The organism is Streptomyces yangpuensis (genome assembly GCF_024666385.1).
In the GTDB taxonomy this organism is placed as follows: Bacteria; Actinomycetota; Actinomycetes; order Streptomycetales; family Streptomycetaceae; genus Streptomyces; species Streptomyces yangpuensis.
In genome coordinates, this window is record NZ_CP102514.1 from 5,001,113 (window position 1) to 5,024,800 (window position 23,688).

19 protein-coding genes are annotated in these 23,688 nt (G+C 72.9%); 11 read left to right on the top strand and 8 right to left on the bottom strand.

Features of this window, described 5'->3' with window-relative positions; translation table 11 throughout:
• Window positions 1–424: 424 nt before the first annotated feature.
• The 3 genes from NRK68_RS23105 to NRK68_RS23115 form a co-directional block, all read right to left on the bottom strand.
• Window positions 425–4,291: a multifunctional oxoglutarate decarboxylase/oxoglutarate dehydrogenase thiamine pyrophosphate-binding subunit/dihydrolipoyllysine-residue succinyltransferase subunit gene (locus NRK68_RS23105; RefSeq protein ID WP_257856596.1), complete on the bottom strand. Its 3,867-nt coding sequence runs from the start codon at window positions 4,289–4,291 to the stop codon at window positions 425–427.
• Window positions 4,292–4,562: 271 nt separating this feature from the next.
• Complete coding sequence (locus NRK68_RS23110) at window positions 4,563–5,654, bottom strand: HAMP domain-containing sensor histidine kinase (protein WP_373023639.1); 1,092 nt, start codon at window positions 5,652–5,654, stop codon at window positions 4,563–4,565.
• Entirely contained in the window at window positions 5,651–6,391 is a 741-nt protein-coding gene (locus tag NRK68_RS23115) for a response regulator transcription factor (RefSeq protein WP_030028984.1), read from the bottom strand. Before NRK68_RS23115 ends, NRK68_RS23110 begins: the two co-directional genes overlap by 4 nt.
• A gap of 252 nt (window positions 6,392–6,643) precedes the next feature.
• Here NRK68_RS23115 and NRK68_RS23120 point away from each other — a divergent pair, with 252 nt between their 5' ends.
• Window positions 6,644–6,772 carry a hypothetical protein gene (locus NRK68_RS23120; protein ID WP_257856597.1) on the top strand — a complete coding sequence of 43 codons (129 nt, stop codon included), beginning with the start codon at window positions 6,644–6,646 and terminating at the stop codon, window positions 6,770–6,772.
• Between the two features lie 44 nt (window positions 6,773–6,816).
• Here the strand turns inward: NRK68_RS23120 and NRK68_RS23125 are convergent, their stop codons facing one another.
• Window positions 6,817–7,365, bottom strand: coding sequence for a hypothetical protein (locus NRK68_RS23125; RefSeq protein ID WP_257856598.1), 549 nt, complete (start codon window positions 7,363–7,365; stop codon window positions 6,817–6,819).
• Between the two features lie 191 nt (window positions 7,366–7,556).
• Here NRK68_RS23125 and NRK68_RS23130 point away from each other — a divergent pair, with 191 nt between their 5' ends.
• On the top strand, window positions 7,557–8,846 hold the full coding sequence (locus NRK68_RS23130) for a glycosyltransferase family protein (protein WP_257856599.1): 1,290 nt from the start codon (window positions 7,557–7,559) through the stop codon (window positions 8,844–8,846).
• Window positions 8,847–9,168: 322 nt separating this feature from the next.
• Entirely contained in the window at window positions 9,169–10,104 is a 936-nt protein-coding gene (locus tag NRK68_RS23135) for a sulfurtransferase (protein WP_257856600.1), read from the top strand.
• Here NRK68_RS23135 and NRK68_RS23140 read toward each other — a convergent pair.
• On the bottom strand, window positions 10,066–10,410 hold the full coding sequence (locus tag NRK68_RS23140) for a hypothetical protein (RefSeq protein ID WP_183067307.1): 345 nt from the start codon (window positions 10,408–10,410) through the stop codon (window positions 10,066–10,068). The genes NRK68_RS23135 and NRK68_RS23140 overlap by 39 nt on opposite strands.
• Window positions 10,411–10,703: 293 nt before the next feature.
• Here NRK68_RS23140 and NRK68_RS23145 point away from each other — a divergent pair, with 293 nt between their 5' ends.
• From NRK68_RS23145 to NRK68_RS23155, 3 genes are all read left to right on the top strand, one after another.
• On the top strand, window positions 10,704–10,961 hold the full coding sequence (locus NRK68_RS23145) for a hypothetical protein (protein ID WP_257856601.1): 258 nt from the start codon (window positions 10,704–10,706) through the stop codon (window positions 10,959–10,961).
• A gap of 27 nt (window positions 10,962–10,988) precedes the next feature.
• The gene (lon, locus tag NRK68_RS23150; RefSeq protein WP_257856602.1) at window positions 10,989–13,388 is read left to right on the top strand and encodes an endopeptidase La; all 2,400 of its coding nucleotides are present in this window, start codon (window positions 10,989–10,991) and stop codon (window positions 13,386–13,388) included.
• Between the two features lie 149 nt (window positions 13,389–13,537).
• Window positions 13,538–13,978 carry a MarR family winged helix-turn-helix transcriptional regulator gene (locus tag NRK68_RS23155; protein WP_183067310.1) on the top strand — a complete coding sequence of 147 codons (441 nt, stop codon included), beginning with the start codon at window positions 13,538–13,540 and terminating at the stop codon, window positions 13,976–13,978.
• Window positions 13,979–14,092: 114 nt separating this feature from the next.
• Here the strand turns inward: NRK68_RS23155 and NRK68_RS23160 are convergent, their stop codons facing one another.
• On the bottom strand, window positions 14,093–14,869 hold the full coding sequence (locus NRK68_RS23160) for a protein phosphatase 2C domain-containing protein (protein WP_257856603.1): 777 nt from the start codon (window positions 14,867–14,869) through the stop codon (window positions 14,093–14,095).
• Between the two features lie 398 nt (window positions 14,870–15,267).
• On the opposite strand from NRK68_RS23160, the gene NRK68_RS23165 reads away from it, so the two are divergent.
• The 5 genes from NRK68_RS23165 to NRK68_RS23185 are packed head-to-tail and all read left to right on the top strand — an operon-like array spanning window position 15,268 to window position 21,100.
• Window positions 15,268–18,342, top strand: a complete 3,075-nt coding sequence (locus NRK68_RS23165) for a sensor histidine kinase (protein WP_257856604.1) — start codon at window positions 15,268–15,270, stop codon at window positions 18,340–18,342.
• Window positions 18,339–18,827, top strand: coding sequence for a roadblock/LC7 domain-containing protein (locus tag NRK68_RS23170; protein WP_030658957.1), 489 nt, complete (start codon window positions 18,339–18,341; stop codon window positions 18,825–18,827). The genes NRK68_RS23165 and NRK68_RS23170 overlap by 4 nt, the downstream gene beginning before the upstream one ends.
• The gene (locus NRK68_RS23175; RefSeq protein ID WP_183067313.1) at window positions 18,824–19,213 is read left to right on the top strand and encodes a DUF742 domain-containing protein; all 390 of its coding nucleotides are present in this window, start codon (window positions 18,824–18,826) and stop codon (window positions 19,211–19,213) included. Before NRK68_RS23170 ends, NRK68_RS23175 begins: the two co-directional genes overlap by 4 nt.
• Window positions 19,194–19,814, top strand: a complete 621-nt coding sequence (locus tag NRK68_RS23180; RefSeq protein WP_183067314.1) for a GTP-binding protein — start codon at window positions 19,194–19,196, stop codon at window positions 19,812–19,814. The genes NRK68_RS23175 and NRK68_RS23180 overlap by 20 nt, the downstream gene beginning before the upstream one ends.
• 11 nt (window positions 19,815–19,825) lie before the next feature.
• Window positions 19,826–21,100 (top strand): styrene monooxygenase/indole monooxygenase family protein, encoded by a 1,275-nt coding sequence (locus tag NRK68_RS23185; RefSeq protein WP_183067315.1) that lies wholly within the window; start codon window positions 19,826–19,828, stop codon window positions 21,098–21,100.
• Here the strand turns inward: NRK68_RS23185 and NRK68_RS23190 are convergent.
• A complete protein-coding gene (locus tag NRK68_RS23190; protein WP_257856605.1) occupies window positions 21,037–22,209 on the bottom strand; it encodes a C40 family peptidase in 1,173 nt (390 codons plus the stop codon). The genes NRK68_RS23185 and NRK68_RS23190 overlap by 64 nt on opposite strands.
• Before the next feature lie 915 nt (window positions 22,210–23,124).
• Window positions 23,125–23,583 (bottom strand): GNAT family N-acetyltransferase, encoded by a 459-nt coding sequence (locus tag NRK68_RS23195; protein ID WP_183067317.1) that lies wholly within the window; start codon window positions 23,581–23,583, stop codon window positions 23,125–23,127.
• Window positions 23,584–23,688: the final 105 nt, after the last annotated feature.

Below are 23,688 nucleotides of genomic sequence, written 5' to 3' on the forward strand. Positions count from 1 at the left end.
CTGGAGGAGTGCGTAGCGATCGTGGGCGGCTTGTGTCCAGCCCCCGACAAGGGTCGGACGCGGTCTCGGAGGGGCGTGTAGCGATCTGGGGCGTCGCCGGGCCCCGCCCGGGCCCTCCGGCCGCCCGTCTGTGTCTTTCTGCCCCCGGCCCGTTCCTTTGGGGGTTTCCCGGCAGTCTTTCGGATTTCCGGGGCGGGACGGTCGGTCAAGGGTGGAGCGCAGCGACATCGCGAAGCGACGCGACGAAGGAGCGCCCTTGAGGGACCGGCGCGACACGGAGAGACGATGGGACTGACGGGAAACCCCCAGGGCAGCTCTGATGCCGTTCCGGTAGCTCCCGCCCCCGCCCCCCGCCCGCCCGACATCCGGAAGGCCCGGCCCCCTCGGGGGCCGGGCCTTCCGGATGCTGCTGCGGCCGCGAGGGTTACGCCTCGAAGACCTCGTTGATCAGCTGCTGCTGCTCCGCCTGGTGGCGCTTCGCGGAGCCCACCGCCGGGGACGAGCCGTGCGGGCGCGAGATGCGCCGCAGGCGCTCGCCCGCCGGGACGTCCGCGCCGACCGCCAGGTCGAGGTGGTCGATCAGGTTCAGCGCGATGAACGGCCACGCACCCTGGTTCGCCGGCTCCTCCTGGGCCCAGATGTACTTCGCTGCGTTCGGGAACTTGGCGATCTCGGCCTGGAGTTCCGCACCCGGGAGCGGGTACAGGCGCTCGATGCGGATGATCGCGGTGTCCGTGATGCCGCGCTTCTCGCGCTCGGCCTCCAGGTCGTAGTAGACCTTGCCGGCGCAGAAGACGACCTTGCGGACCGCGTTCGCGTCCACCGTGGTGTCGCCGATGACCGGACGGAACGAACCGGTCGTGAACTCCTCCGCCTTCGACGCCGCGGCCTTCAGACGCAGCATCGACTTCGGCGTGAAGACGATGAGCGGCTTGTGGTGCGGGTTGTGGACCTGCCAGCGCAGGAGGTGGAAGTAGTTCGACGGGAGCGTGGGCATGGCCACCGTCATGTTGTCCTGCGCGCACATCTGCAGGAAGCGCTCCGGGCGGGCGGACGAGTGGTCCGGGCCCTGGCCCTCGTAGCCGTGCGGGAGGAGCAGGGTGACGCCGGAGGTCTGGCCCCACTTCTGCTCGGCCGAGGAGATGAACTCGTCGACGACGGTCTGCGCGCCGTTGACGAAGTCACCGAACTGGGCCTCCCAGAGGACCAGCGCGTCCGGACGGGCCAGCGAGTAGCCGTACTCGAAGCCCATGGCCGCGTACTCGGAGAGCAGCGAGTCGTAGACGTTGAAGCGGGCCTGGCCGTCCGACAGGTACAGCAGCGGGGTGTAGTCCTCGCCCGTCTCCCGGTCGATGAGGACCGCGTGGCGCTGGCCGAAGGTGCCGCGGCGGGAGTCCTGACCGGACAGCCGGACCGGGGTGCCCTCCATCAGCAGCGAGCCGAAGGCGAGGGTCTCGCCCATGCCCCAGTCGATGGTGCCCTCGTCGATCATCGCCGCGCGGCGCTGCAGCTGCGGCAGCAGACGCGGGTGGACGGTGACGCCCTCGGGGATGGTGACCTGCGACTCGGCGATCCGCTTGACGACGTCCTGGGAGATCGCGGTGTTCACGGCGACCGGGAAGACGGCGGACGTGCCCGGGGCGGCCGGCGCGGAGACCGCGGGCTGCGTGGCGGCCTCGCGGACCTCCGCGAAGACCTTCTCCAGCTGGCCCTGGAAGTCCTGGAGTGCCTGCTCGGCCTCTTCCAGGGTGATGTCGCCACGACCGATGAGGGACTCGGTGTACAGCTTGCGCACCGAGCGCTTCTTGTCGATCAGGTCGTACATCAGCGGCTGCGTGAAGGCCGGGTTGTCGGACTCGTTGTGGCCGCGGCGGCGGTAGCAGATGAGGTCGATGACCACGTCCTTGTTGAACGCCTGGCGGAACTCGAAGGCCAGACGGGCAACGCGCACGACCGCTTCCGGGTCGTCGCCGTTCACGTGGAAGATCGGCGCCTCGATCATGCGGGCCACGTCGGTCGCGTACATCGAGGAACGCGAGGACTCCGGGGCGGCGGTGAAGCCGACCTGGTTGTTGATGACCACGTGCACGGTGCCGCCGGTGCGGTAGCCGCGCAGCTGCGACATGTTGAGCGTCTCGGCGACGACGCCCTGGCCGGCGAAGGCCGCGTCGCCGTGGAGCGCGAGCGGGAGGACCGTGAAGTCCGTGCCGCCCTTGTTGATGACGTCCTGCTTGGCGCGGGCGACACCCTCCAGGACCGGGTCGACCGCCTCCAGGTGGGAGGGGTTCGCGACGAGCGAGACCTTGATCTGCTCGCCGTCGAGGCCGGTGAAGGTGCCTTCGGCGCCCAGGTGGTACTTGACGTCGCCGGAGCCGTGCATGGACTTCGGGTCGAGGTTGCCCTCGAACTCGCGGAAGATCTGCGCGTACGACTTGCCGACGATGTTCGCGAGGACGTTCAGACGGCCGCGGTGGGCCATGCCGATGACGACCTCTTCGAGGCGGGCCTCGGCGGCCGAGTCGATGACGGCGTCGAGCAGCGGGATGACGGACTCGCCGCCCTCCAGGGAGAAGCGCTTCTGGCCGACGTACTTCGTCTGCAGGAAGGTCTCGAAGGCCTCGGCGGCGTTCAGGCGGCGCAGGATGCGCAGCTGCTCCTCGCGCTCCGGCTTGGTGTGCGGGCGCTCGATGCGGTCCTGGATCCAGCGGCGCTGCTTCGGGTCCTGGATGTGCATGAACTCGACGCCGGTGGTGCGGCAGTACGAGTCGCGCAGCACGCCGAGGATGTCGCGCAGCTTCATCATCGACTTGCCGGAGAAGCCGCCGACGGCGAACTCGCGCTCCAGGTCCCACAGGGTGAGCCCGTGCTCGGTGATGTCGAGGTCGGGGTGCTTGCGCTGCTTGTACTCCAGCGGGTCGGTGTCGGCCATGACGTGGCCGCGGACCCGGTAGGAGTGGATCAGCTCGAAGACGCGGGCGGCCTTGGTGACGTCGTCGTCGTGGCTGGCGTCGATGTCGCGGTTCCAGCGGACCGGCTCGTACGGGATGCGCAGCGACTCGAAGACGGAGTCGTAGAAGTCGTTCTCGCCGAGCAGCAGGTTCGCGACGATGCGCAGGAACTCGCCGGAGGCCGCGCCCTGGATGACCCGGTGGTCGTAGGTCGAGGTCAGGGTCATGACCTTGGAGATGCCCAGCTTGTTCAGGGTGTCCTGCGAGGTGCCCTGGAACTCGGCGGGGTAGTCCATGGAGCCGACGCCCATGATGACCGACTGTCCGGGCATCAGGCGGGGCACGGAGTGGACGGTGCCCAGGCCGCCGGGGTTGGTGAGGGAGCAGGTCACGCCGGTGAAGTCGTCCATCGTCAGCTTGCCGACGCGGGCGCGGCGGACGATGTCCTCGTAGGCCTGCCAGAACTCGAAGAAGTTGAGGGTCTCGGCCTTCTTGATGCCGGCGACGACGAGCTGGCGGTCGCCGTTGGGCTTCACCAGGTCGATGGCGAGGCCGAAGTTCACGTGGTCGGGCTTGACCAGGGTCGGCTTGCCGTCCTTCTCCGCGAAGGAGTAGTTCATCGACGGCATGGCCTTGATGGCCTGGACCATCGCGTAGCCGATGAGGTGCGTGAAGGAGATCTTCCCGCCCCGGGCCCGCTTGAGGTGGTTGTTGATGACGATGCGGTTGTCGAACAGCAGCTTCACCGGGACGGCGCGGACGGACGTGGCCGTCGGGACGTCGAGGGAGGCGTTCATGTTCTTGGCCACGGCAGCCGCCGGGCCGCGGAGCGTCACCAGCTCGGGGCCCGCGGGGGCCTCGGTGGCGGGCGCGGCCTTCTGCGGGGCTACGGAAGCGGAGGCGGGCGCGGCCGGTGCGGCGGCCGGGGCCTGGGAGGTGACAGTCACAGCAGGGGCACCAGAGGGGATGGCAGGAGCAGGGGCAGGAGCTGACACAGGCGGAGGAGTCGGCGTCGCGGTGGGCGCGGGCGCGGCGTCCGCCGCCCCCGTGGCGGCGTCGGCGACCTGCGGGGTCCCGGCGGCGGTGGCGGCCTGTGCGGAGGCGCCGTCCGTCGGCGTGGACCTGTCGGGACCGGCCGACGTCACCGGAGCGGCAGCGCCCCCCGGCTTGTAGTCGGCGAAGAAGTCCCACCAGGCCCGGTCGACCGACTGCGGGTCCTGGAGGTACTGCTGATAGATCTCGTCGACGAGCCACTCATTCGCGCCGAAGCCTGAGGCAGGGTTCTTCCCGCCCTCTGCTGCTTCGGTCGTGGTGCTCGAGTTACTGGGGGACTGTGGCGACACGGCGGCAACCGCCCTCTTCCGCTTCACAAGGTATGGACAGCGGGAATAAAGGCTACGCCTCCTCGGCCGCTGCATGCAGGCCGGGCGGGACTTACGTCGTGCAGGTCACATCGAACGGCGGGTTTCATGACGTGGAATGGCGGGAAACCAGCCTGGTTCGGGTAGGGGGCACCGAGGTTGCGGCCCCCTTGGCTTCGCACCCCTGACGGACCCCGGGTACGTGTGGCCGAGATCATGTCCTTCCCAGTCGAACCCTACGTCAACACGAGACCTACGAGCTGCCCGGAAGCGTGACGAGGATGCGGCAGCCACGTGACGATTCGGCCACTCCGATCCGGCCGCCGTGCAGTTCCACGGCCCAGCGGGCGATCGCCAGGCCCAGTCCGGTGCCGCCGTCGCCGCCGCGGGCGCTCCCCCGGTTGAACCGTTCGAAGACCCGGTGGCGCTCGGCCTCCGGGATGCCGGGGCCCTCGTCGCGGACCTCCAGCGCCAGGCTGCCGGGCACGTCGCCAGCCCGGGCCCGGACGGTGACCCGGCCGTGCGGGGGGCTGTGCTTGACCGCGTTGTCGATCAGGTTGGCCACCACCTGGTGCAGGCGTTCGGCGTCCGCGTACGCGCACAGGTCGGGCGGGAAGACGTCCAGGTGCAGGTGCACGTCGTTGCGGGTGTGCCCGCCGGAACCGGAGAGCAGCCCCGGCCGCCCGGCGGCCGCCAGCCCCGACTCCTTCAGCACCCCGGACAGGTACGGCCACACCTCGAAGCGGCGGGCCTTCAGCGGCACCACGCCGTTGTCCACCCGGGACAGGTCCAGCAGGGTCTCCACGAGCCGGCCGAGGCGCTCGGTCTGCTTCAGCATGGTGCGCATGGTCTCCGGGTCGGCGGCCGAGACCCCGTCGACCACGTTCTCCAGCACCGCCCGCAGCGCGGCGATCGGTGTGCGCAGCTCGTGCGACACGTTGGCGACGAGCTCCTTGCGGTGCCGGTCCACCGCCTCCAGGTCGTCCGCCATCAGGTTGATCGTGGAAGCCAGGTCGCCCAGCTCGTCGCGGCGCCCGGCGCCCCGTACCCGCCGCGTGTAGTCGCCGTGGGATATCGCCCGGGCCACCGTCGTCATGTCGTCCAGCGGGGCCGTCAGGCTGTGCGCCACGAACTGGGTGATCAGCATCGAGGCGATCACCGAGAAGACGGTGATGAACCGCAGCTCGGTGTCCGTGCGCAGGGCCACCAGCAGCAGGCCGGTCGTGATGAAGACCGAGACCACCACGAGCGTGCCGAGCTTGGTCTTGATCGAGAACGGCGAGAAGGGCCGCAGCCCCCCGGTGGGCCGCTGCCGCTGGTGCGGCCCCTCCGCCCGGCCGTTCACGGCTGGGCCGGGGTCTCCAGGGCGTACCCGACGCCGTGGACCGTACGGATCCGCTCGGCGCCGATCTTCCGCCGCAGGGCCTTGATGTGGCTGTCGACCGTACGGGTCCCGGAGGCGTCGGCCCAGTCCCAGACCTCGGCGAGCAGCTGCTCCCGGGAGAGGACCGCCCGCGGGGTCCCGGCCAGACACACCAGCAGGTCGAACTCGGTCGGGGTCAGGTGGACGTCCTCCGTCTGCACCCGGACCCGGCGCTGCGCGTGGTCGATCTCCAGGTCGCCCAGGCGCAGGGTGGCGCCGCGCGGGGTGTGCGCGGCGATCGTGGCCCGCTCCACCCGCCGCAGCAGGACGTGCACCCGTGCCGCCAGCTCGCGCATGGAGAACGGCTTCGTCATGTAGTCGTCGGCGCCGACGCCCAGGCCGACCAGCATGTCGGTCTCGTCGTCCCGGGCGGTGAGCATCAGCACCGGGACCGGGCGCTGCGCCTGGACCCGGCGGCAGACCTCCAGCCCGTCGAAGCCGGGCAGCATGACGTCGAGGACCAGCAGCTCGGGCAGCCAGCTCTCCGCCGCGGCGACGGCCGCGGGACCGTCGGTGGCCGTCTGTACCTGGAAGCCCTCGGCGCGCAGCCGGGCCGCGATGGCCTCCGCGATGGTGCGGTCGTCCTCGACGACGAGCACACGCCGCTGGGCGCCGGGCGTTGCCGCGGCGCCGGTGTGGGTGGTGTGTGTCTGTTCCATGTCCGCCCCTGAAGATCCCGCTGAATGGGGTGCAGCGTAGAGGAGGCTCCGGCCTGCGGCTACGTGGGGTTCGGACACGGCATATGCGCTGGACCTCAGCAAATGGAATGGGTTGTACCGGGTGTCGGACCCCCTGCGGGACCGGCGCCCGGCGGGTGGGGCGGTCAGCTGCCCCACCGGCTGTGACCTCGTCGGATCCCCCTTGGAGGGGCCCTACAAGGCCGGTCCGTGAACGTGCGGGATGACCGGGTCGTGAGTGTCGTTCGGCACATCGGGCCGGGCTGGTCGGCCGGGCACATCGGGCCGGGCTGGTCGGCCGGGCTGGTCGGCCGGGTGGTCGGCCGGCTGGTGGCGAGGGCCGCCACGGAACGCGGGAGCTGATGCGGCCCAGGCTGCGCGGGCCCCGGCCCGGCCGCTGCCCGCACTCAGCCCGCGGTGAACGGAGGCAGCGCCTCCACCACCCTGACCAGCTCCGGAGGCAGGGACCCCTGCTCGCCCGCGACCTCGTACCCGCCGTGCGCGAAGGCGTAGAAGAACCCGTCGTAGATCTTGGGACCGCCTGTCGCGATCCTGGGCCGACCGGGGAAGTCCGCTTCCCGGAGCGCGGTGCGCAGGGCCGCCAGCTCCCGCTCCGACAGCTTCCCGGTGCCCTCCGCCCCCGCCTTGGCGTCCAGCCGGGACCACGAGCCGTCGCCCTTCACGACGAGGGTGTGGGTCTCGCCGGCGAAGCCGCCGCTGCGGGTGACCCGGACCAGGGTCTCGCCCGGGGCGGGTACGGCGCTCGTGCCGGCGCTCTGGCCCGGGGTGGGGTCCGCGCTCGGACTCGTACCGGGGCTCGTACCGGCGGTGGCGCCGGCGCTCGTACTGATGGTGCCCGGTCCTCCGGAACCCTTCGGCGGCACGTCGTCGCCGCCTCCGGAACCGGACGGTCCGCACCCCGCCAGGACCACCGCGCCCAGAAGTACCGCCGCCACCGTCCCCAACGTGCGCACACCCACCTCCGCGGACACTCGGGTCCACCCCCGAGTATGGAGTCCGCACCCCCGATCCGACAGCTTTCCGACAGCTCCAGGAGGCCGCCATCCGCCGCATCGCGCCATGGCGCCTGCTCCCGCCGCTGCTCGCCGCGGCCCTCGGTCTCTGGGGCCTGGAACGGGGCGGCAGCATGTGGCGCGACGAGTCCGTCACCTGGCAGGTGGCGCACCGCTCGCCCGGCGCGATCCTGGACCTCCTCGGCCGGGTCGACGCCGTGCACGGCCTGTACTACGTCCTCATGCACGGCGTGTTCCACGCCTGGGACGGCGGCCTGTGGGCGCTGCGCCTGCCCTCCGTCGCCGCCACCGCCCTCGCCGCCGCCGGGGTGGCCGCCGTCGCGCACCGGCTCGTGGGGGAGCGGGCCGCGCTCGTCGCCGGCTGCGTGTACGCCGTACTGCCGCCCGTCCAGATGTACGCCCAGGAAGGCCGCTCGTACGCGCTGGTCGCGGCCGCCGTGGTGTGGGCGACGTACCTGATGCTCCGCGAGCGCTGGGTCGCCTACACCCTCGTCCTGCTGGCCGGCTGCTGGCTGCACGAGTTCGCCGCGCTGGCGCTGCTCGCCCACGCCTTCACCGCCCGGCACGCGCGCGGCTGGCGGTGGAGCGCCGCGACCGTCGTCGCCCTGCTGCTGCCGCTCGCCGCGGTGAGCGTGCGCCAGGCGCACCAGCAGCTCGGCTGGCTGGGCCGGCCGAGCTGGCAGGACTGGGCCGCGTACGCCGTGGTGGGCGGCGCCTGCCTGCTGCTCGCGCGGGGCGCGCCGAGGGACCTCGTCCGGGTGGCGCTGCCGCTCGTACTGCTGCCGCCCGGACTGCTGATGGCGGTCTCCCTGCTCAACCCCTGGTACGTCGACCGGTACGTGCTCTACGCGCTCGCCGGGCCCGCCCTGCTGGCGGGCGCGCGGCTGGCCGCCGCCCGTGGATGGTGGCCGTGGGTGCTGGCGGGCGCCCTCCTCGTGCCGTTCGGTATCTGGTCGGCCTGGCTGCGCACCCCGGAGAGCCGCAAGGACGACGTCCTCGCGGTGGCCGCCGCGGTACGGGAGCGGGCCCGCCCGGGGGACGCGGTCGTCTTCATGCCGTCCCGCAGGCGCGAGTGGCTGCTGTCCTCGCCGGAGGTCTACGAGGGCCTGCGCGACCCCGCCCTCGCCGCCGGCCCGACCGCCTCGGACAGCCTTCAGGGCACCGAGCTCCCCCCGGAGCGGATCCGCGCGGGCCTGCTCGCGTCGCCGCGCGTGATCGCCCTGCTGGACCCGGCGGACCAGCCGCTGGACCCGTACCCGCGCGAGGCGGCCAAGCGGGAGGTACTGGCGAGCCGCTTCGACCTCTGCTCGGTCACCGAAGTCCGAGGCGCCCGCATCGCCCTCTACACCCCCCGAGGCGACTGCCCGCCCCCACGGCGCAGCCCGGCGGGCCGGGGCCCGTGAGCCCGGTCGGTCCCGCACCGCCGCCCGCCGCACCCGTCGGCCGCCGGCACGGCGATGCGGGGTCCCGCCGATCGGGCGGGGCTCGCGGGCCCCGGCGCCGCGGCTCGTCCCCGGCCTCCGCCCACGAGGCCCCAGCCGCCCCCCGGCCTGTGGGGGCTCCGCGGTGCCGGGCGTGGCTCGCTGATCCGCTGACGCGGTGACGCGGTGACGCGGTGACGCGGTGGCCCGGTGGCAGGGTGGGCGGGGGTGGGGCGGAGGATGGGGGCGACCGCGTCGCGCAGCCGGCGGGCCGTGCGCGGCCCGCCGACCCAGGAGGTGCCGTATGCCCACGTCCGACCACCCCGCGTCCCGCGAGCCCGGGCCCGCGGACCCCGGACCGCTGGTCGGGGCCGACTGGCTGGCCGCCCGGCTGGGCGAGCCCGGACTGGTCGTCTTCGACGCCTCCGTCGGCGCCCACCGCGCCGCCGCCCGGCGCATCCCCGGCGCCCGCCCCTTCGACCTCGACGGGGACCTCTCCGACCACGCGGCCGCCGCCCCGCACACCATGCCCGGCGCCGCCGAGTTCACCGAGGCGCTGAGGTCCCTCGGCCTCGACGACACCGACACCGTCGTCGTCTACGACGGCGCCGGCATCTACTCCAGCGCCCGCGCCTGGTGGATGCTGCGCGCCATGGGCTTCGACCGGGCCGCCGTACTCGACGGCGGACTCCCCGCCTGGGCGGCCGCCGGCCTGCCCGTCGAGGACGCCGGCCCGCGGTACGAGGGCCCGCGCGGCTCCTTCACCGCCCGGCCCCGTCCGGGCCTGCTGATCGATGCCGAGGAGGTGGCCGCCGCCCTCGCCGACCCGGCCGCGGCCGTCCTCGACGCCCGCACCCGCGAACGCTTCGAGGGCACCGCCCCCGAACCCCGTCCCGGCCTGCGCGGCGGCCATATGCCGGGCGCCGTCAGCCTGCCGTTCGGCGAACTCCAGCGCCCCGACGGCCTGATGCGCCCCGCCGCGCAGCTCCGCGCGGTCTTCGAAGCGACCGCGGGCGACCGCGAACGCCTCCGCTTCAGCTGCGGCTCCGGGGTGACCGCCTGCGTCCTGGCCCTCGGCGCCGACCTCGCCGGCTACCGCGACCTGGCGGTGTACGACGGGTCCTGGAGCGAGTGGGGCCTGCCCTCTCCACTGCGCCCGGTCGCCACCGGCCCCGCCCCCGCCCCCGCCGGGCCGGGCGGATCAGCCGAAGACCACCGACCGGACCTTCAGCCGCTCTGACGCCCCACCGGTGTAGGGGCGCAGACGGAAGGAGGGACCCTCGCAGTTGGTGTCGGCGAAGACCGTGGCCCAGGCGTCGGTGCGGTTCCTCGGCGAGTGGCCGGGCTCGGGGTTCTCCTGGCCGACACCGGGCAGGTTGAAGCACTGGTCGTCCGCCGGGTCGTTGAGGAAGCCGGAGGCCTCGTTGCCCTCGACGGTCACGTACTCGTAGATGAACCGTCCGGAGGCTGCGGAGGCGGAGGCCGGAACGGCGACGAGGAGCAGGGCGGCGCCGAGAGCGGCGGTGAAGGCGGAGCGGAGACGCATCAGCTGGTCTTTCTACGGGTGGGAACGTTTGCCGCAGCCACCTCTGCCCAGGAGCCGGGCCCGCATCCGCGCGTCACGCGTACGGATGAGGAGGAAACGACCCTGCTCGGCCCGAACGGCCGAAGCCGGCGCCCCGGCCCCCGCCCGGCCCGGGGGACAACCCGACAGCGGATCCGGGTACCGGCACCATCTGCCGCGCGGGGCGGGAGCAGCAGGATCGGGGTAAGACTTCCCACCCCCCGGCGGCCCGGGCCGCCCGCGCCGCTGCTGTCGTCCTCACGGCCGGCCTCGCCATGGCCGGATGCTCGTTCGTCGACGGGCCGCGCAGGACGGCCCGCGCCGACACCACGGTCGCCGAGGCGGTCACCGCCGTCGAGCTGACCGGTACCGGGGCCGGGTCGATCGAGGTCACCCCCGGGACCGGTCCCGGCGTCACGGTCCGCCGTACCGTCCACTACCGCGGCGACACCGCCCCCACCCAACCCCCGTTCGCCCCCGGCGAACGGGGGTTGGGGAACATCGGGGGGCGCAGATGCATTGAGTCGGCATAGCTCAACTTCACTGCCGGAGGGAAGATCATGGCTTCGACGTCCGTAACGCTCACCCTGCCCGTGCTGCCGCTCGACGACGAGGTCGTGCTGCCCGGAATGGTGGTCCCGCTGGACCTGTCCGACGCCGAGGTGCGGGGAGCCGTCGAGGCGGCCCAGGCCGCGGCGGGCAGCAGCGGCAAGCCCCGGGTCCTGCTCGTGCCGCGGATCGACGGCAAGTACGCCGCGACCGGTGTGCTCGGAACCGTCGAGCAGGTCGGCCGGCTCTCCGGCGGCGACCCGGGCGCCCTCATCCGCGGCCTCGGACGCATCCGCATCGGCGCCGGCACCACCGGGCCCGGCGCCGCGCTCTGGGTCGAGGGCGAGACCGTGGACGAGTCCGTCCCCGATCCGCTGCCGGGCGCCGTCACCGAGCTCGTCAAGGAGTACAAGGCGCTCGCCACCAGCTGGCTCAAGAAGCGCGGGGCCTGGCAGGTCGTGGACCGCGTCCAGCAGATCGAAGGGGTCTCCGCCCTCGCGGACAACTCCGGGTACTCGCCGTTCCTGACGGTCGATCAGAAGGTGGAGCTGCTGGAGACGGCCGACCCCGTCGCCCGCCTCAAGCTCGCCGTCAAGGCCCTCGGCGACCACCTCGCCGAACAGGACGTGGCCGAGTCCATCGCCAAGGACGTCCAGGACGGCGTCGACAAGCAGCAGCGCGAGTTCCTGCTCCGGCGCCAGCTGGAGGCCGTGCGCAAGGAACTGCGCGAGCTGAACGGCGAGAAGGAGGGCGAGGAGTCCGACGACTACCGGGCCCGCGTCGAGGCCGCAGACCTCCCCGAGAAGGTCCGCGAGGCCGCCCTCAAGGAGGTCGACAAGCTGGAGCGGTCCAGCGACCAGAGCCCCGAGGGCGCCTGGATCCGCACCTGGCTCGACACCGTCCTCGAACTGCCGTGGAACGAGCGCACCGAGGACCGGTACGACATCCAGGGCGCCCGGGCGGTGCTCGACGCCGAGCACGCGGGCCTCAGCGACGTCAAGGACCGCATCACCGAGTACCTGGCCGTGCGCAAGCGCCGCAGCGAGCGCGGCATGGGCGTCGTCGGGGGCCGGCGCGGGGGCGCCGTGCTCGCGCTCGTCGGCCCGCCCGGGGTCGGAAAGACCTCGCTGGGCGAGAGCGTGGCCCACGCCATGGGCCGCAAGTTCGTCCGCGTCGCACTCGGCGGCGTACGGGACGAGGCCGAGGTGCGCGGCCACCGCCGGACCTACGTCGGCGCCCTCCCGGGCCGCATCGTCCGCGCCATCAAGGAGGCCGGGTCGATGAACCCGGTCGTGCTGCTGGACGAGATCGACAAGGTCGGCTCCGACTTCCGCGGCGACCCCGCGGCCGCCCTCCTGGAGGTCCTCGACCCGGCCCAGAACCACACCTTCCGGGACCACTACCTGGAGGTCGAACTGGACCTGAGCGACGTCGTCTTCCTGGCCACCGCCAACGTCCTGGAAGCCATCCCGGAGGCACTGGCCGACCGCATGGAGCTCGTCCGGCTCGACGGCTACACCGAGGACGAGAAGGTCGTCATCGCCCGCGACCACCTGCTGCCCCGCCAGCTGGAGCGTGCCGGGCTCGCCGCCGACGAGGTGGTCCTGGAGGAGGACGCCCTGCGCAAGCTGGCCGGTGAGTACACCCGCGAGGCGGGCGTACGCACCCTGGAGCGGGCCGTCGCACGGCTGCTGCGCAAGGTCGCCGCCCAGCACGAACTGGGCGAGCGCGAACTCCCGTACCGGATCGGGGCCGGCGAGCTGCGGGGCCTGATCGGACGCCCGCACCACGTGCCCGAGTCCGCCCAGGACCCGGCCGAGCGGCGCACCGCAGTCCCCGGCGTGGCCACCGGCCTCGCGGTGACCGGCGCAGGAGGCGACGTGCTCTTCGTGGAGGCGTCCCTGGCCGACCCGGAGACGGGCGCCGCCGGACTGACCCTCACCGGCCAGCTCGGCGACGTGATGAAGGAGTCGGCGCAGATCGCCCTGAGCTTCCTGCGCTCGCACGGCGCCGAACTGGAACTCCCGGTCGCCGACCTCAAGGACCGCGGCGTGCACATCCACTTCCCGGCCGGTGCGGTGCCCAAGGACGGCCCGAGCGCGGGCATCACCATGACCACGGCCCTCGCCTCGCTGCTCTCCGGACGGCAGGTGCGCACGGACGTGGCCATGACCGGCGAGGTCTCACTGACCGGGCGGGTGCTGCCGATCGGCGGGGTCAAGCAGAAGCTGCTCGCCGCCCACCGGGCGGGCCTGACCAGGGTGATCATCCCGAAGCGCAACGAGGCCGACCTCGACGACGTCCCGGCGGAGGTGCTGGAGGGGCTGGAGGTGCACCCGGTGACGGACGTCCGCCAGGTGCTGGAGCTCGCCCTCGACGGGGCGCAGGTGCCGGTCACCGCCGTCGCCTGACGGCTGCCCAGCCGCGGCCGACCCGTGGCCGGACGGCTGCCGGACGGCCCGGGCCCCCGCTGCGGCGGGGCCCCGGGCCGTCCGCACACCCGCTGCGAAATACTGGCCCCCACCCACCGGGGTGCCATACAGCGAAGAAGGAGCGGGACGTGCACGGGAGTGAAGACCAGGAGTTCCTTGCCCTGGAGCGGGAGCTGTCCGTCTTCCTCCGGCGGGCCCGTGCCTCCTCCGGCGAGATGGCCCGCGAGCTCCACCCGGAGCTGGAGCCCGCCGCGTACGGGCTCCTCGTCCGCCTGGAGGCAGCGGGCCGGCAGCGGGCCACCGACCTCGCCGCCTACTTCGGCGTCGGCAAGGCCACCATGAGCCGGCAGCTGCGGGCCCTGGAGGTCCTGGGCCTGGTGGCCCGCGAGCCGGACCCCGCCGACGGGCGGGCCTTCCTCGTCGGCCTCACCGAGGAGGGCCGCGAGCGCTTCCTGCGGGTACGGGGAGCCCGGCGCGAGCAGTACATGCGCAAGCTCGCCGGCTGGGACCGCGGCGAGGTGGCGGAACTGGCCCGGCTGCTCCACCAGTTGAACTCCGGCACCGAATAGCGGCACCGAATAGCGGCACCGATCACCGGTACCGAGCAGCCGTACGGAGCGCCGGCACCGAGCAGCCCGCCGCCGGGTCCGGCCGGTTCGCCCGGCGCTCCGCCGGACGCGGCCTCAGAGCTCCGCGTAGACCGCCGAGGCATCGTCGTGCCGCTTGTACCGGGGGGCCGACGGGCGCGCCGGGCCGTTCTCGACGGCGCGGACCCGGGCGATCAGGCCCTCCGCGCCCTCCTTCCGCAGCACCTCCAGGCACGCGGCCCAGTCGCCCTCCCCGAACGTGTCCGTCCAGCGGCTCGCCCCGTCCGTGAGCGCGGCCACCGCCTGCACCCGCCCGCGCGGGGTGCGCCCCGTGACCGCCCGGGCCGCCACCGCCGGGTCCGCGGCCGCCGTGAAGAAACCGCCCTCGGCGTTGCGCAGGGCGTCCGTCGCAGCCACCGACCGCAGCACCTCCCGCGGCAACCGGTCCAGCCGGTCGTCGAGCACCGCCGTCACCTCGCCGCCGGGCGCCCGGAGGAGGAGTACGGAGTCCGAGAGCACGAGGTGCTCCACGTACGCCTCGTCCCAGCGGACCACGACGACCGTCGCCTGCGGGGTCCTGACGTGAGAAAGGTCACACGAGTCGCGATGGGCCTCGGCCGTGGCGCGGACGGCCTCGGCCAGGATCCGGTCCAGGGGCATGTCCCGTCGCGATCCGGACAGTTCGGTCAATCGGCCGCCGAGCCGTGCCGTGAACCACGGCACTCCGTGCACGCACCCGTCCTCGCCCGCCGGCGGGGTGACCCCGTCCAGGAGCACCAGCACCCCGCCGCCCGAAGCGGGCGCCGAGGCCGACACCCAGTCCTCATTGGGGCGTTCCCGGTTGCCGGGGGCTGTCGCGAGGTCGATGCGCATACGGACATTCTGCCCGGCGGGCCCCCGGAGCCGGGGCAGGTACGGACCAAAGCGGGGAGGGGCGGGGACTCGCCGCAGCCGGAGCGTCCGGCTCCGGACCGGCAAGGCCCCGGCGCGGGACGGCCGATGTGGGCGGGCATACTGCCAAAGGCCGCATCGATCTTTCAACCACCTGTCCACGGAGCCGCTCCGGAGCAGGGTTCCCGAGTTGGTCGCCAACTCATCCGTGATGTTCACTCGTTCGAGTGGCCGGGTGGGCGATGTGCGGCTCTCTCCCCAACACGCTGCAAAGGTCTGAGGCGGTACGAGGGGGCAGGGAGCGTTTACTTGTTGACCGGCCGTTACCTCGGCCACACGAGTAAACGAGCAAAAGCACACGTACAGGATTGCGAGCACCGGTGCAGAAGAAGCGGTCTCGGAAGAACGGCACCGCCGCCGAAGGCCCGGCCCCCGAAGGACGCCGCGTCCGCGTGCGCAGCCGGCTGGTCGTCGGCGTCGCCGTCGCAGGGCTCACCGTCCTCGCGGCCGGCACCCCCGCCGTCGTCACCGCCGCGAGGGAGCTGAACGACTCCCAGCGGCTGGTCACCCTCGCGGAGCAGACCGGGCAGATCCTCACCCTCACGCACGTCCTCGCCGACGAGCGTGACGCCGTGGTCGAGTACGCCGCCAAGGGCCGCCCCGGCGCCGCCAAGGGCGCCCTCCAGGAACGCATCCTGCGCACCGACCGGCAGATCGCCGAGGCCGCCGCCGAGGTCGACGAACCCCTCGCCATGGCCCTCGCCCGCGTCGCGTCCGTCCGTACCGAGGCCATCGACGGCAAGGGCACCGCCCTCGCCGCCCACCAGGCCTACACCGGTGTCATCACGGAACTCCTCGCGCCGGGCGGCCGGCTCGCCGACCTCACCCCGCCGCGCGCCGAGGCCGCCCTCACCACCACCCGCCCCCTGGCCCCGCTCGGCCAGGCCGTGGAACAGGCCTCGGCCACCCGCGGACTGCTCCTCGCCGCACTGGCCGTCCCCCGCGGTGAACAGGCTCCGGGCTCAGCCGTGGTCGACGAACTCACCGCCGCCGCCCAGCGCTCGCGCGTACGGGAGCAGGCCGCCCTCGACGACTTCACCCGGGTCGCCCGGCCCGACGTACGCCAGACCCTCACCGCCACCGTCACCGGCCCCGAGGTCAAGGCGGCCGACGACTTCCTCAAGCGGCTCACCGACCGGCCCACCCTGACCGGCCCCGACCGCAAGACCGACGGCGCCGCCGTCGGCACCGCGCTCACCGCCCGCATCGACCGGATGCGCACCGTCGAAGCCACCCTCGCCGGGCAGCGGGCCTCCGCCCTCGCCACCCTGCGCGACGACGACGTGACCCGGCTGGAGATCATGGTCGCCCTGCTGGGCGTGCTGTTCCTCGTCGCCGTCGGCTTCTCCACGGCCGTCGCCCGCTCGCTCACCCGCCCGCTGTCGGTCCTGCGGCGCGGCGCGGAACGGCTGGCGACGCCCGAGGGCTCGGTCGAACCGGTGCGGTTCACCGGCCGCAACGACGAGTTCGCCGAGGTCGTCCGGCACCTGAACGCCGTACGCGACCAGACGGTCTCCCTGCACACCCGGATCGCCGGGCTCGACGCCGACCGGCGCCGCATCATCGGCCGCAACGAGGCGCTCGCCTCCGGCCGGGAGGCGCTGGAGGAGGAGCTGACGACACTGCGCGCCGGGCTGGAGGAGCACCGCCGCATCATGTCGACGACCTCCGTCTCGCTGTCGCTGCGCACGCTGGGCCTGGTGGAACGCCAGCTCGCCGTCATCGAGGAACTGGAGTCCAAGGAACAGGACCCCGACCGGCTCGCGACCCTCTTCAAGCTGGACCACCTGGCGACCGTGATGCGCCGCCACAACGAGAACCTGCTGGTCCTCGCCGGGCAGGAGCACGGCCACGGGCAGGGGCTGCCGGTGGCGCTGGTCGACGTGATGCGGGCCGCCGTCAGCGAGATCGAGCGCTACGAGCGCGTCGACCTCGCGGCCCTGCCCTCGTACACGCAGGTCGCCGGGCACGCCGCCGACGACATCTCGCACGTGCTGGCCGAACTGCTGGAGAACGCCACGACGTTCTCCCCGCCCGAGGTCAAGGTGAAGGTGTCCGGCTGGACCCTGGACTCCGGCGACGTCGTGCTCTCCGTCGTCGACGAGGGCATCGGCGTCACCGAGGACCGCCTGGAAGCGCTGAACGCCCGGCTGTCCACGCCCGAGGCGTACGACGAGGAGCCCGAGGAGGAGCACGGCCTGGGCCTCGGCCTGTACGTGGCCGGGCGGCTCGCGGCACGGCACGGGGTCACTGCGGAGCTGCGCGGCGCGCGGCACGGCGGGACCGAGGCCCTGGTCGTCGTCCCCGCGGCGCTGCTGCCCGCCACCCCGCCGGCGTCACCGGTCCACACCCTGGCCACCCCGGGCGCGCCCTCGCTGCACCTGCCGGGCGTGATAGCGGAGGCGAACGAGAACACCCTGCCCGCCCGCCCGCGCGGTGCGCACGCCGCACCCGAGGCCGAGGCCGAGGCGGAGACCGAGGCCGGGGCGGCCGGCTCCGCCGACGCGGTGGTCCCGGCCCCGGAGCCCGCCCTCCCGGCGGAGCCGGTCACCCCGGTCACCCTGGCCGAGGCCCTGGCGCCCCCCGCCGAGGCCGGATCCGACCAGGAGCCCGCCACCGCCCTCCCGTCGCCCGCCGAGGCCTTCCCCCCGGCCCCGGCCGAGGACGTCCCCCCGGCCGACCAGGTCTTCACGGCCGCCCCGGCCGAGGACATCCCCCCGGCGGACCAGGTCTTCACCGCGTCCCCGGCCGATGAGATCCCCCCGGCCGACCAGGTCTTCACGGCCGCCCCGGCCGATGAGATCCCCCCGGCCGAGCAGGTGTTCACGGCCGCCCCGGCCGATGAGATCCCCCCGGCCGAGCAGGTGTTCACGGCTGCCCCGGCCGAGCAGGACCCGCCCGCGGACCAGGTGTTCACCGCCGAGCCCCCCGCAGGGGAAGCGCTCGTCGCCCGCATCACCCACGACACGGACCCGGCCGACTTCACCCTCCCGGACCCCGCCGGGAACGACCCCGCCGAGGCCGAACCCGCCGGGCCACCCGCAGGGGACCACGCACACGCCCCCGCCGAGGCCGACTGGCTCCCCCGCCAGGGCAGCCACCCCGCCGACCCCGCCGACGGTGGCGGCCCCGTCACCGACAAGGGCCTGCCGAAGCGGACCCCGCGCACCGTGGCCGCCCCGCGCAGGGAGGACGTACCGCCCCAGCCGCCGCGCCGGGTCGACGCCGAAGAACTGCGACGCCGGCTCGGAGGCTTCTACCAGGGAGCCCAGGACGGCCGGCGGGTCGCCGCCGCCGAGCTCGCGCAGGACCGGGACCCGGACCGAGGGCAGGACCGGGGGCAGGAACAGAGCAATACCGACCAGGGGGACAGCGCACAGGAGGCACGCACATGACCGCGCCCAGTACGTACGGACTGAGCACCCAGGCCCGCAACCTGCAGTGGCTGCTGACCGACCTGGTCGAGGAGGTGCCCGGCGTCAACTCCGTCGCCGTCGTCTCCTCGGACGGGCTGCTGCTCCTGTCCTCCGACCCGGGAGCGGGCGGCGCCGGCGAACCACAGGCGACGCCACGGCCGAAGGGCCCACGGGGAGCCTCCGCCGACCTCGCCACCATCGTCTCCGGCCTCGGCAGCCTCACCACCGGGGCGGCCGCCCTCATGGAGTTCGGCGCCGTCAAGCAGACCATGGTGGCGATGGAGCACGGCTCGGTCTTCGTCATGGCCATCAGCGACGGCTCACTCCTGGGCGTGCACGCCACGCCCGACTGCGACATGAGCGTCGTCGCCTACCACATGGCCCTGTTCGTCGGCCGCGCCGGCCACGTCCTGACCCCCGAAGTCCGCAGCGAGCTGCGCCAGTCGATGGAGAACACCCCGTGAGGAGACCGGCCGCCGACCGACTCCCGATACGCGGAGCCGACCGCCGTCCCGCCCGCGTCCGCCCGTACTCCCTGACGGGCGGCCGGACACGGTTCACCCAGGTCCTGCACGTCGAGACCTTCGTCGCCGCCCTGGACCCCAAGGCGTCCGAGCCGCAGAAGCCCGACCGCATGCCCGAGATGCCCGCCATCGTCGAGGTCTGCCGCCGCATGCGCACGATCGCCGAGATCGCCGCGCTGCTGAAGCTGCCGCTCGGAGTGGTCCGCGTCCTGGTCAGCGACCTCGCCGACCAGGGCAGGATCCGTGTCTACGGAACGGGCCACGGCGCCGGCCGGCCCGAACGCGCGCTGCTGGAAAGGGTGCTCGGTGGCCTTCGCCGTCTCTGACAGACCGGAGCTGGACGACGAACCGGTCCAGCCCTGGCAGTACGACCGCTCCCGCGCGCCCGTCGCCGTCAAGGTGCTGGTCGCCGGTGGCTTCGGGGTCGGCAAGACCACCTTCGTCTCCTCCGTCTCCGAGATCACCCCGCTGCGCACCGAGGCGGTGATGACCCAGGCCAGCGTCCCGACCGACGACCTGTCCGGCACCCCGGACAAGCACACCACCACCGTCGCGATGGACTTCGGCCGCATCACCCTCGACGACGACCTCGTCCTCTACGTGTACGGCACCCCGGGCCAGGAACGGTTCTGGTTCATGTGGGACGACCTGGTGCGCGGGGCCATCGGCGGGCTCGTCATGGCCGACACCCGCCGCCTGCGCGACTGTTTCCCCGCCCTCGACTACTTCGAGAGCTCCGGGCTGCCGTACGCCGTCGCCGTCAACCACTTCGAGGGCTCGCAGTCGTACGAGCCCGAGGACGTGCGCGAGGCGCTCAGCGTCCCGCCGCACATACCCGTGGTGATCATGGACGCGCGAGAGCGCCGGACGGTGATCGAATCCCTGCTGGCGCTGGTGGGCCACGCCCTGGACAGCACTCCCGAATAGAGGACTGAGAGATGCGCAGGATACTTGTCGTCGGAGCCGGCCAGTCCGGTCTCCAGCTCGCCCTCGGACTCCAGTCCAAGGGCTACGAGGTCACCCTCATGTCCAACCGGACCGCGGAGGAGATCCGCACCGGCCGGGTCATGTCCACCCAGTGCATGTTCGACACCGCGCTCCAGCACGAGCGCGACCTCGAGATCAACTTCTGGGAGCAGCAGGCCCCGAAGATCGAGGGCCTCGGCGTCTCGGTCGCCGCCCCCGACGGCAGCCGCCCCATCGACTGGCTCGGCCGGCTCAAGGGCTACGCCCAGTCCGTGGACCAGCGCGTGAAGATGTCCGGCTGGCTGGACACCTTCGCGCAGCGCGGCGGGCAGCTCGTCATCCACGGCGCGTCCGTCGCCGACCTCGACTACTTCTCCCGCACCTACGACCTGGTGCTGGTCGCCGCCGGCAAGGGCGAGCTGGTGTCGATGTTCGGGCGGGACGCGGCGCGTTCCCCGTACGACGCCCCGCAGCGCGCGCTGGCCGTCTCCTACGTGCACGGGCTCGGTCCGCGCCCCGAGCACCCGGAGACGGAAGCGGTCCGCTGCAACCTGGTCCCCGGCGTCGGCGAGCTGTTCGTGATGCCGACCCTGACGACCTCGGGCCGGGCGGACATCCTCTTCTGGGAGGGCCTCCCCGGCGGTCCGCTGGACGTCTTCAACGGCGTCAAGGACCCGGCGGAGCACCTGGCGCTGACGCTGGGGCTGATGGAGAAGTACACGCCGTGGGAGTACGCCCGGGCGACGAAGGTGGAGCTGACGGACGCGGGCGGCACGCTCGCCGGCCGGTACGCGCCGGTCGTGCGCAACCCGATCGGACGCCTCCCCGGCGGCGGGCTCGTCCTCGGCGTGGCCGACGTGGTCGTCGCCAACGACCCGATCACCGGCCAGGGCTCGAACTCCGCGTCCAAGTGCGCCGCCTCGTACCTGTCCTCGATCCTCATGCACGGGGACAAGCCGTTCGACGAGGCGTGGATGAAGGCCACCTTCGACAAGTACTGGTTCACCACGGGCAAGCCCGTGACCCAGTGGACGAACGCGATGCTGGGCGTACCGCCCGAGCACGTGCTGAACCTGATCGGCGCGGCCGGGCAGCTCCAGCCCGTGGCGAATCGATTCGCCAATGGCTTCGACAACCCGGCCGACTTCGATGCCTACTTCTACGACCCCGAGGACGCAGCGGACTACCTCGCCGAGGTCACCGCCGCCGCGGAACCCTCGTCCGTGGGAGCCTCCTCCGCGGAGTAACCGGCGTCGTCCCCCGCCGCCGCACCCGGGGACTCGGGCAGCGGCGGCGGGGTGAACTCCGCCAGCGGGGTCCCGTCCGGGTCCGGCCGCACCGCCCCGAGCAGCGGATTCGCGGCGATCGGCGAGACCTTCACCACGGACCCGGGCCGCGGCGCCTGAATCACCTTGCCGTCGCCCACGTACAGGCCCACATGGGTGGCCTTGGGGAAGTAGACCACCAGGTCCCCCGGCCGCAACCGGTCCAGCGGCACCCGCGGCAGCCGGGCCCACTGCTCCTGGCTGGTCCGCGGAATGCTCCGGCCGGCGTGCGCCCAGGCCTGCGAGGTCAGACCGGAGCAGTCGAAGGACCCGGGCCCCTCGGCACCCCAGACGTACGGCTTCCCGATCTGCGCCGCCGCGTAGCGGAGGGCCGCGCCACCGGCGGCCGTGGGCGTGCCCGTGCGCGTGGGGAGGGCCCCGGAGGTCACCAGCTCGCGCTGCGCCGCGGCGGTCTTCTCGGCCTCCCGCGCCCCGAGCCGGGCGAGCTGCTCCGGAGTCAGCGAGGACAGCAGCCGCTCCACCTGCTTGAGCTGCGAGGCGACCTCCTCCTTGTGGACCTTCTGCTGCGCGGCCAAGGTCTGCCGGGTGTCGAGGGCCTTGCGGGCCCGTACGGCCAGCGCATCGGCCTCCTTCTCGCCGCGCGCGAGGCGGCTGAGCACCGCGGCCCGGCGGGCGCCCTCGCGGGCGGCGAGCCGACGCTGCTCCAGGGCCGCCTGCGGGTTCCCGGCCAGCAGCATCCGGGCGTAGGAGGACAGGCCCTGGCTGCCCTGGTACTGCTCGCGGGCGAGCCGCCCGGCGATGGCCCGCTCGGAGTCGAGGGCCGTACGGGCCCGGCCGAGCTCGGCGGCGCGCGAGCGCTCCTCCCGCCGGCCGGCCTCCAGGGCGTCCTCCGTGGCCTTGTACGCCTCGGAGGCCTCCTCGGCCTTCTGGTAGAGGCCCTGCAGGCGGGTGAGCAGCGCGCCCACGTTCTCCCCTTCGGGCAGAACCGGCTCGGCGCGGGCGCCCGGGACGGGTCCGGCGACGAGGAGCGCCACGGCGACGCAGGCAGCGCGAAGCCCCCGATATGACATGGGATCACCTCCGAGACCCCCGATGCTGCCACGCCCGGTATGACAAATCCCCCACCAGAACCGCCCCCCGGCCACGTGCCACCCGATTGGCGGGGGTGGGGGAGCGGGGGTGCGGCGGGGCGGTGGTCAGAGAGCGCGGGGTGGTGTGGGGGCGGGATCCCCTCGGGCGGCATCAGAGCCGTGTATGGGGGTTTTCCGTCAGTCCCATCGTCTCTCCGTGTCGTGCCGGTCCGTCAAGGGCGCTCCTTCGTCGCGTCGCTTCGCGATGTCGCTGCGCTCCACCCTTGACCGACCGTCCCGCCCCGGAAATCCGAAAGACTGCCGGGAAACCCCCAAAGGAACGGGCCGGGGGGAGCAAGACACCTAAGGGGCGGTGCCCTGCGCGGGCGAAGCCCGGTGCGCCCTCAATCGCTACGCGCTCCTGTCTGACGGCGCCTGCGAGCCTCTTGGGCTGGACATAAGCCGCCATCAATCGCTACGCGCTCCTCAAAGACGGCGACTGCAAGCCCCTGTGGCTGGTCATAGGCCGCCACAGATGGCTACGCGCTTCTCGAAGACGGCGAGTGCGAGCCGCGTGGGTCGGGCAGGGGCCGCCCACATTCGCTACGCGCTCCTCGAAGAGGGCGACTGCGAGCCACTGCGGTCGGCCATAGGCCGCCATCGATCGCTAAGCGCTTCTCCGAGACGGCGTCCGCCCCCAGTTGGGGGCTGATCAGAGCGAATGAGAGGCCCGAAAGGCCAATCGATCGGCTCAGCCGAACTCAATCCCCGGCAGGGCCACTGTGAGATCCCATCCACGCACCCAGACCGGGATAATTGGGGCGTATTGACGGCTCTTTGAGGCGCCCGCTCTCTCAGACCCGGATGGGATTCGCCTGAGCCGTCATCTGGCCCTTTTCCTTCCCTGGGAAGGGGTTACATCACCTGGTCGTGACGTTCGATGTAGCGACGGAAGCCTTCCGCGCGTGCCAGGAAGCCGCACGACTCGTAGAAGCGGTGGACGTATTCGTCGTCGGCTGACAGCAACTGCACTTTGTAGCAGCCGGCCGACTCGCCCAGTCGCACGACGGCATCCATCAACCGACGCCCGACGCCCCGCCGCTGGAATGCCTTCGCGACCACGACGTTCTCCACGAAAAGGATGGCGCGACCACCTCGGGTGAGGTTCGGAAGGACCAGGCAGTCCGCGGTGCCGGCCACGACGCCTTCGGCGTCGGCCACCAGCACGGTTCGTCCCTGCTGGTGGGAGATGGTCGCCCATACGGCGTCGGCTCTCTCCTGAGGCAGCGGCGCATCGTCGGGGTTCAGCTCGCTGTAAAGCGTCAGCAGGGGGGAAAGGTCCCCAGAGACAGCCGGTCGCACGATGATCTTCATGGCTTCGAGCGTAGAGCGGCGGGGGCTTTCACGTCAGGGCGCTTACGGTCCGCCAAGGACGGATCGCAGACGCGTGATCGAGAAGCGCGTAGCGATCGATGGCGG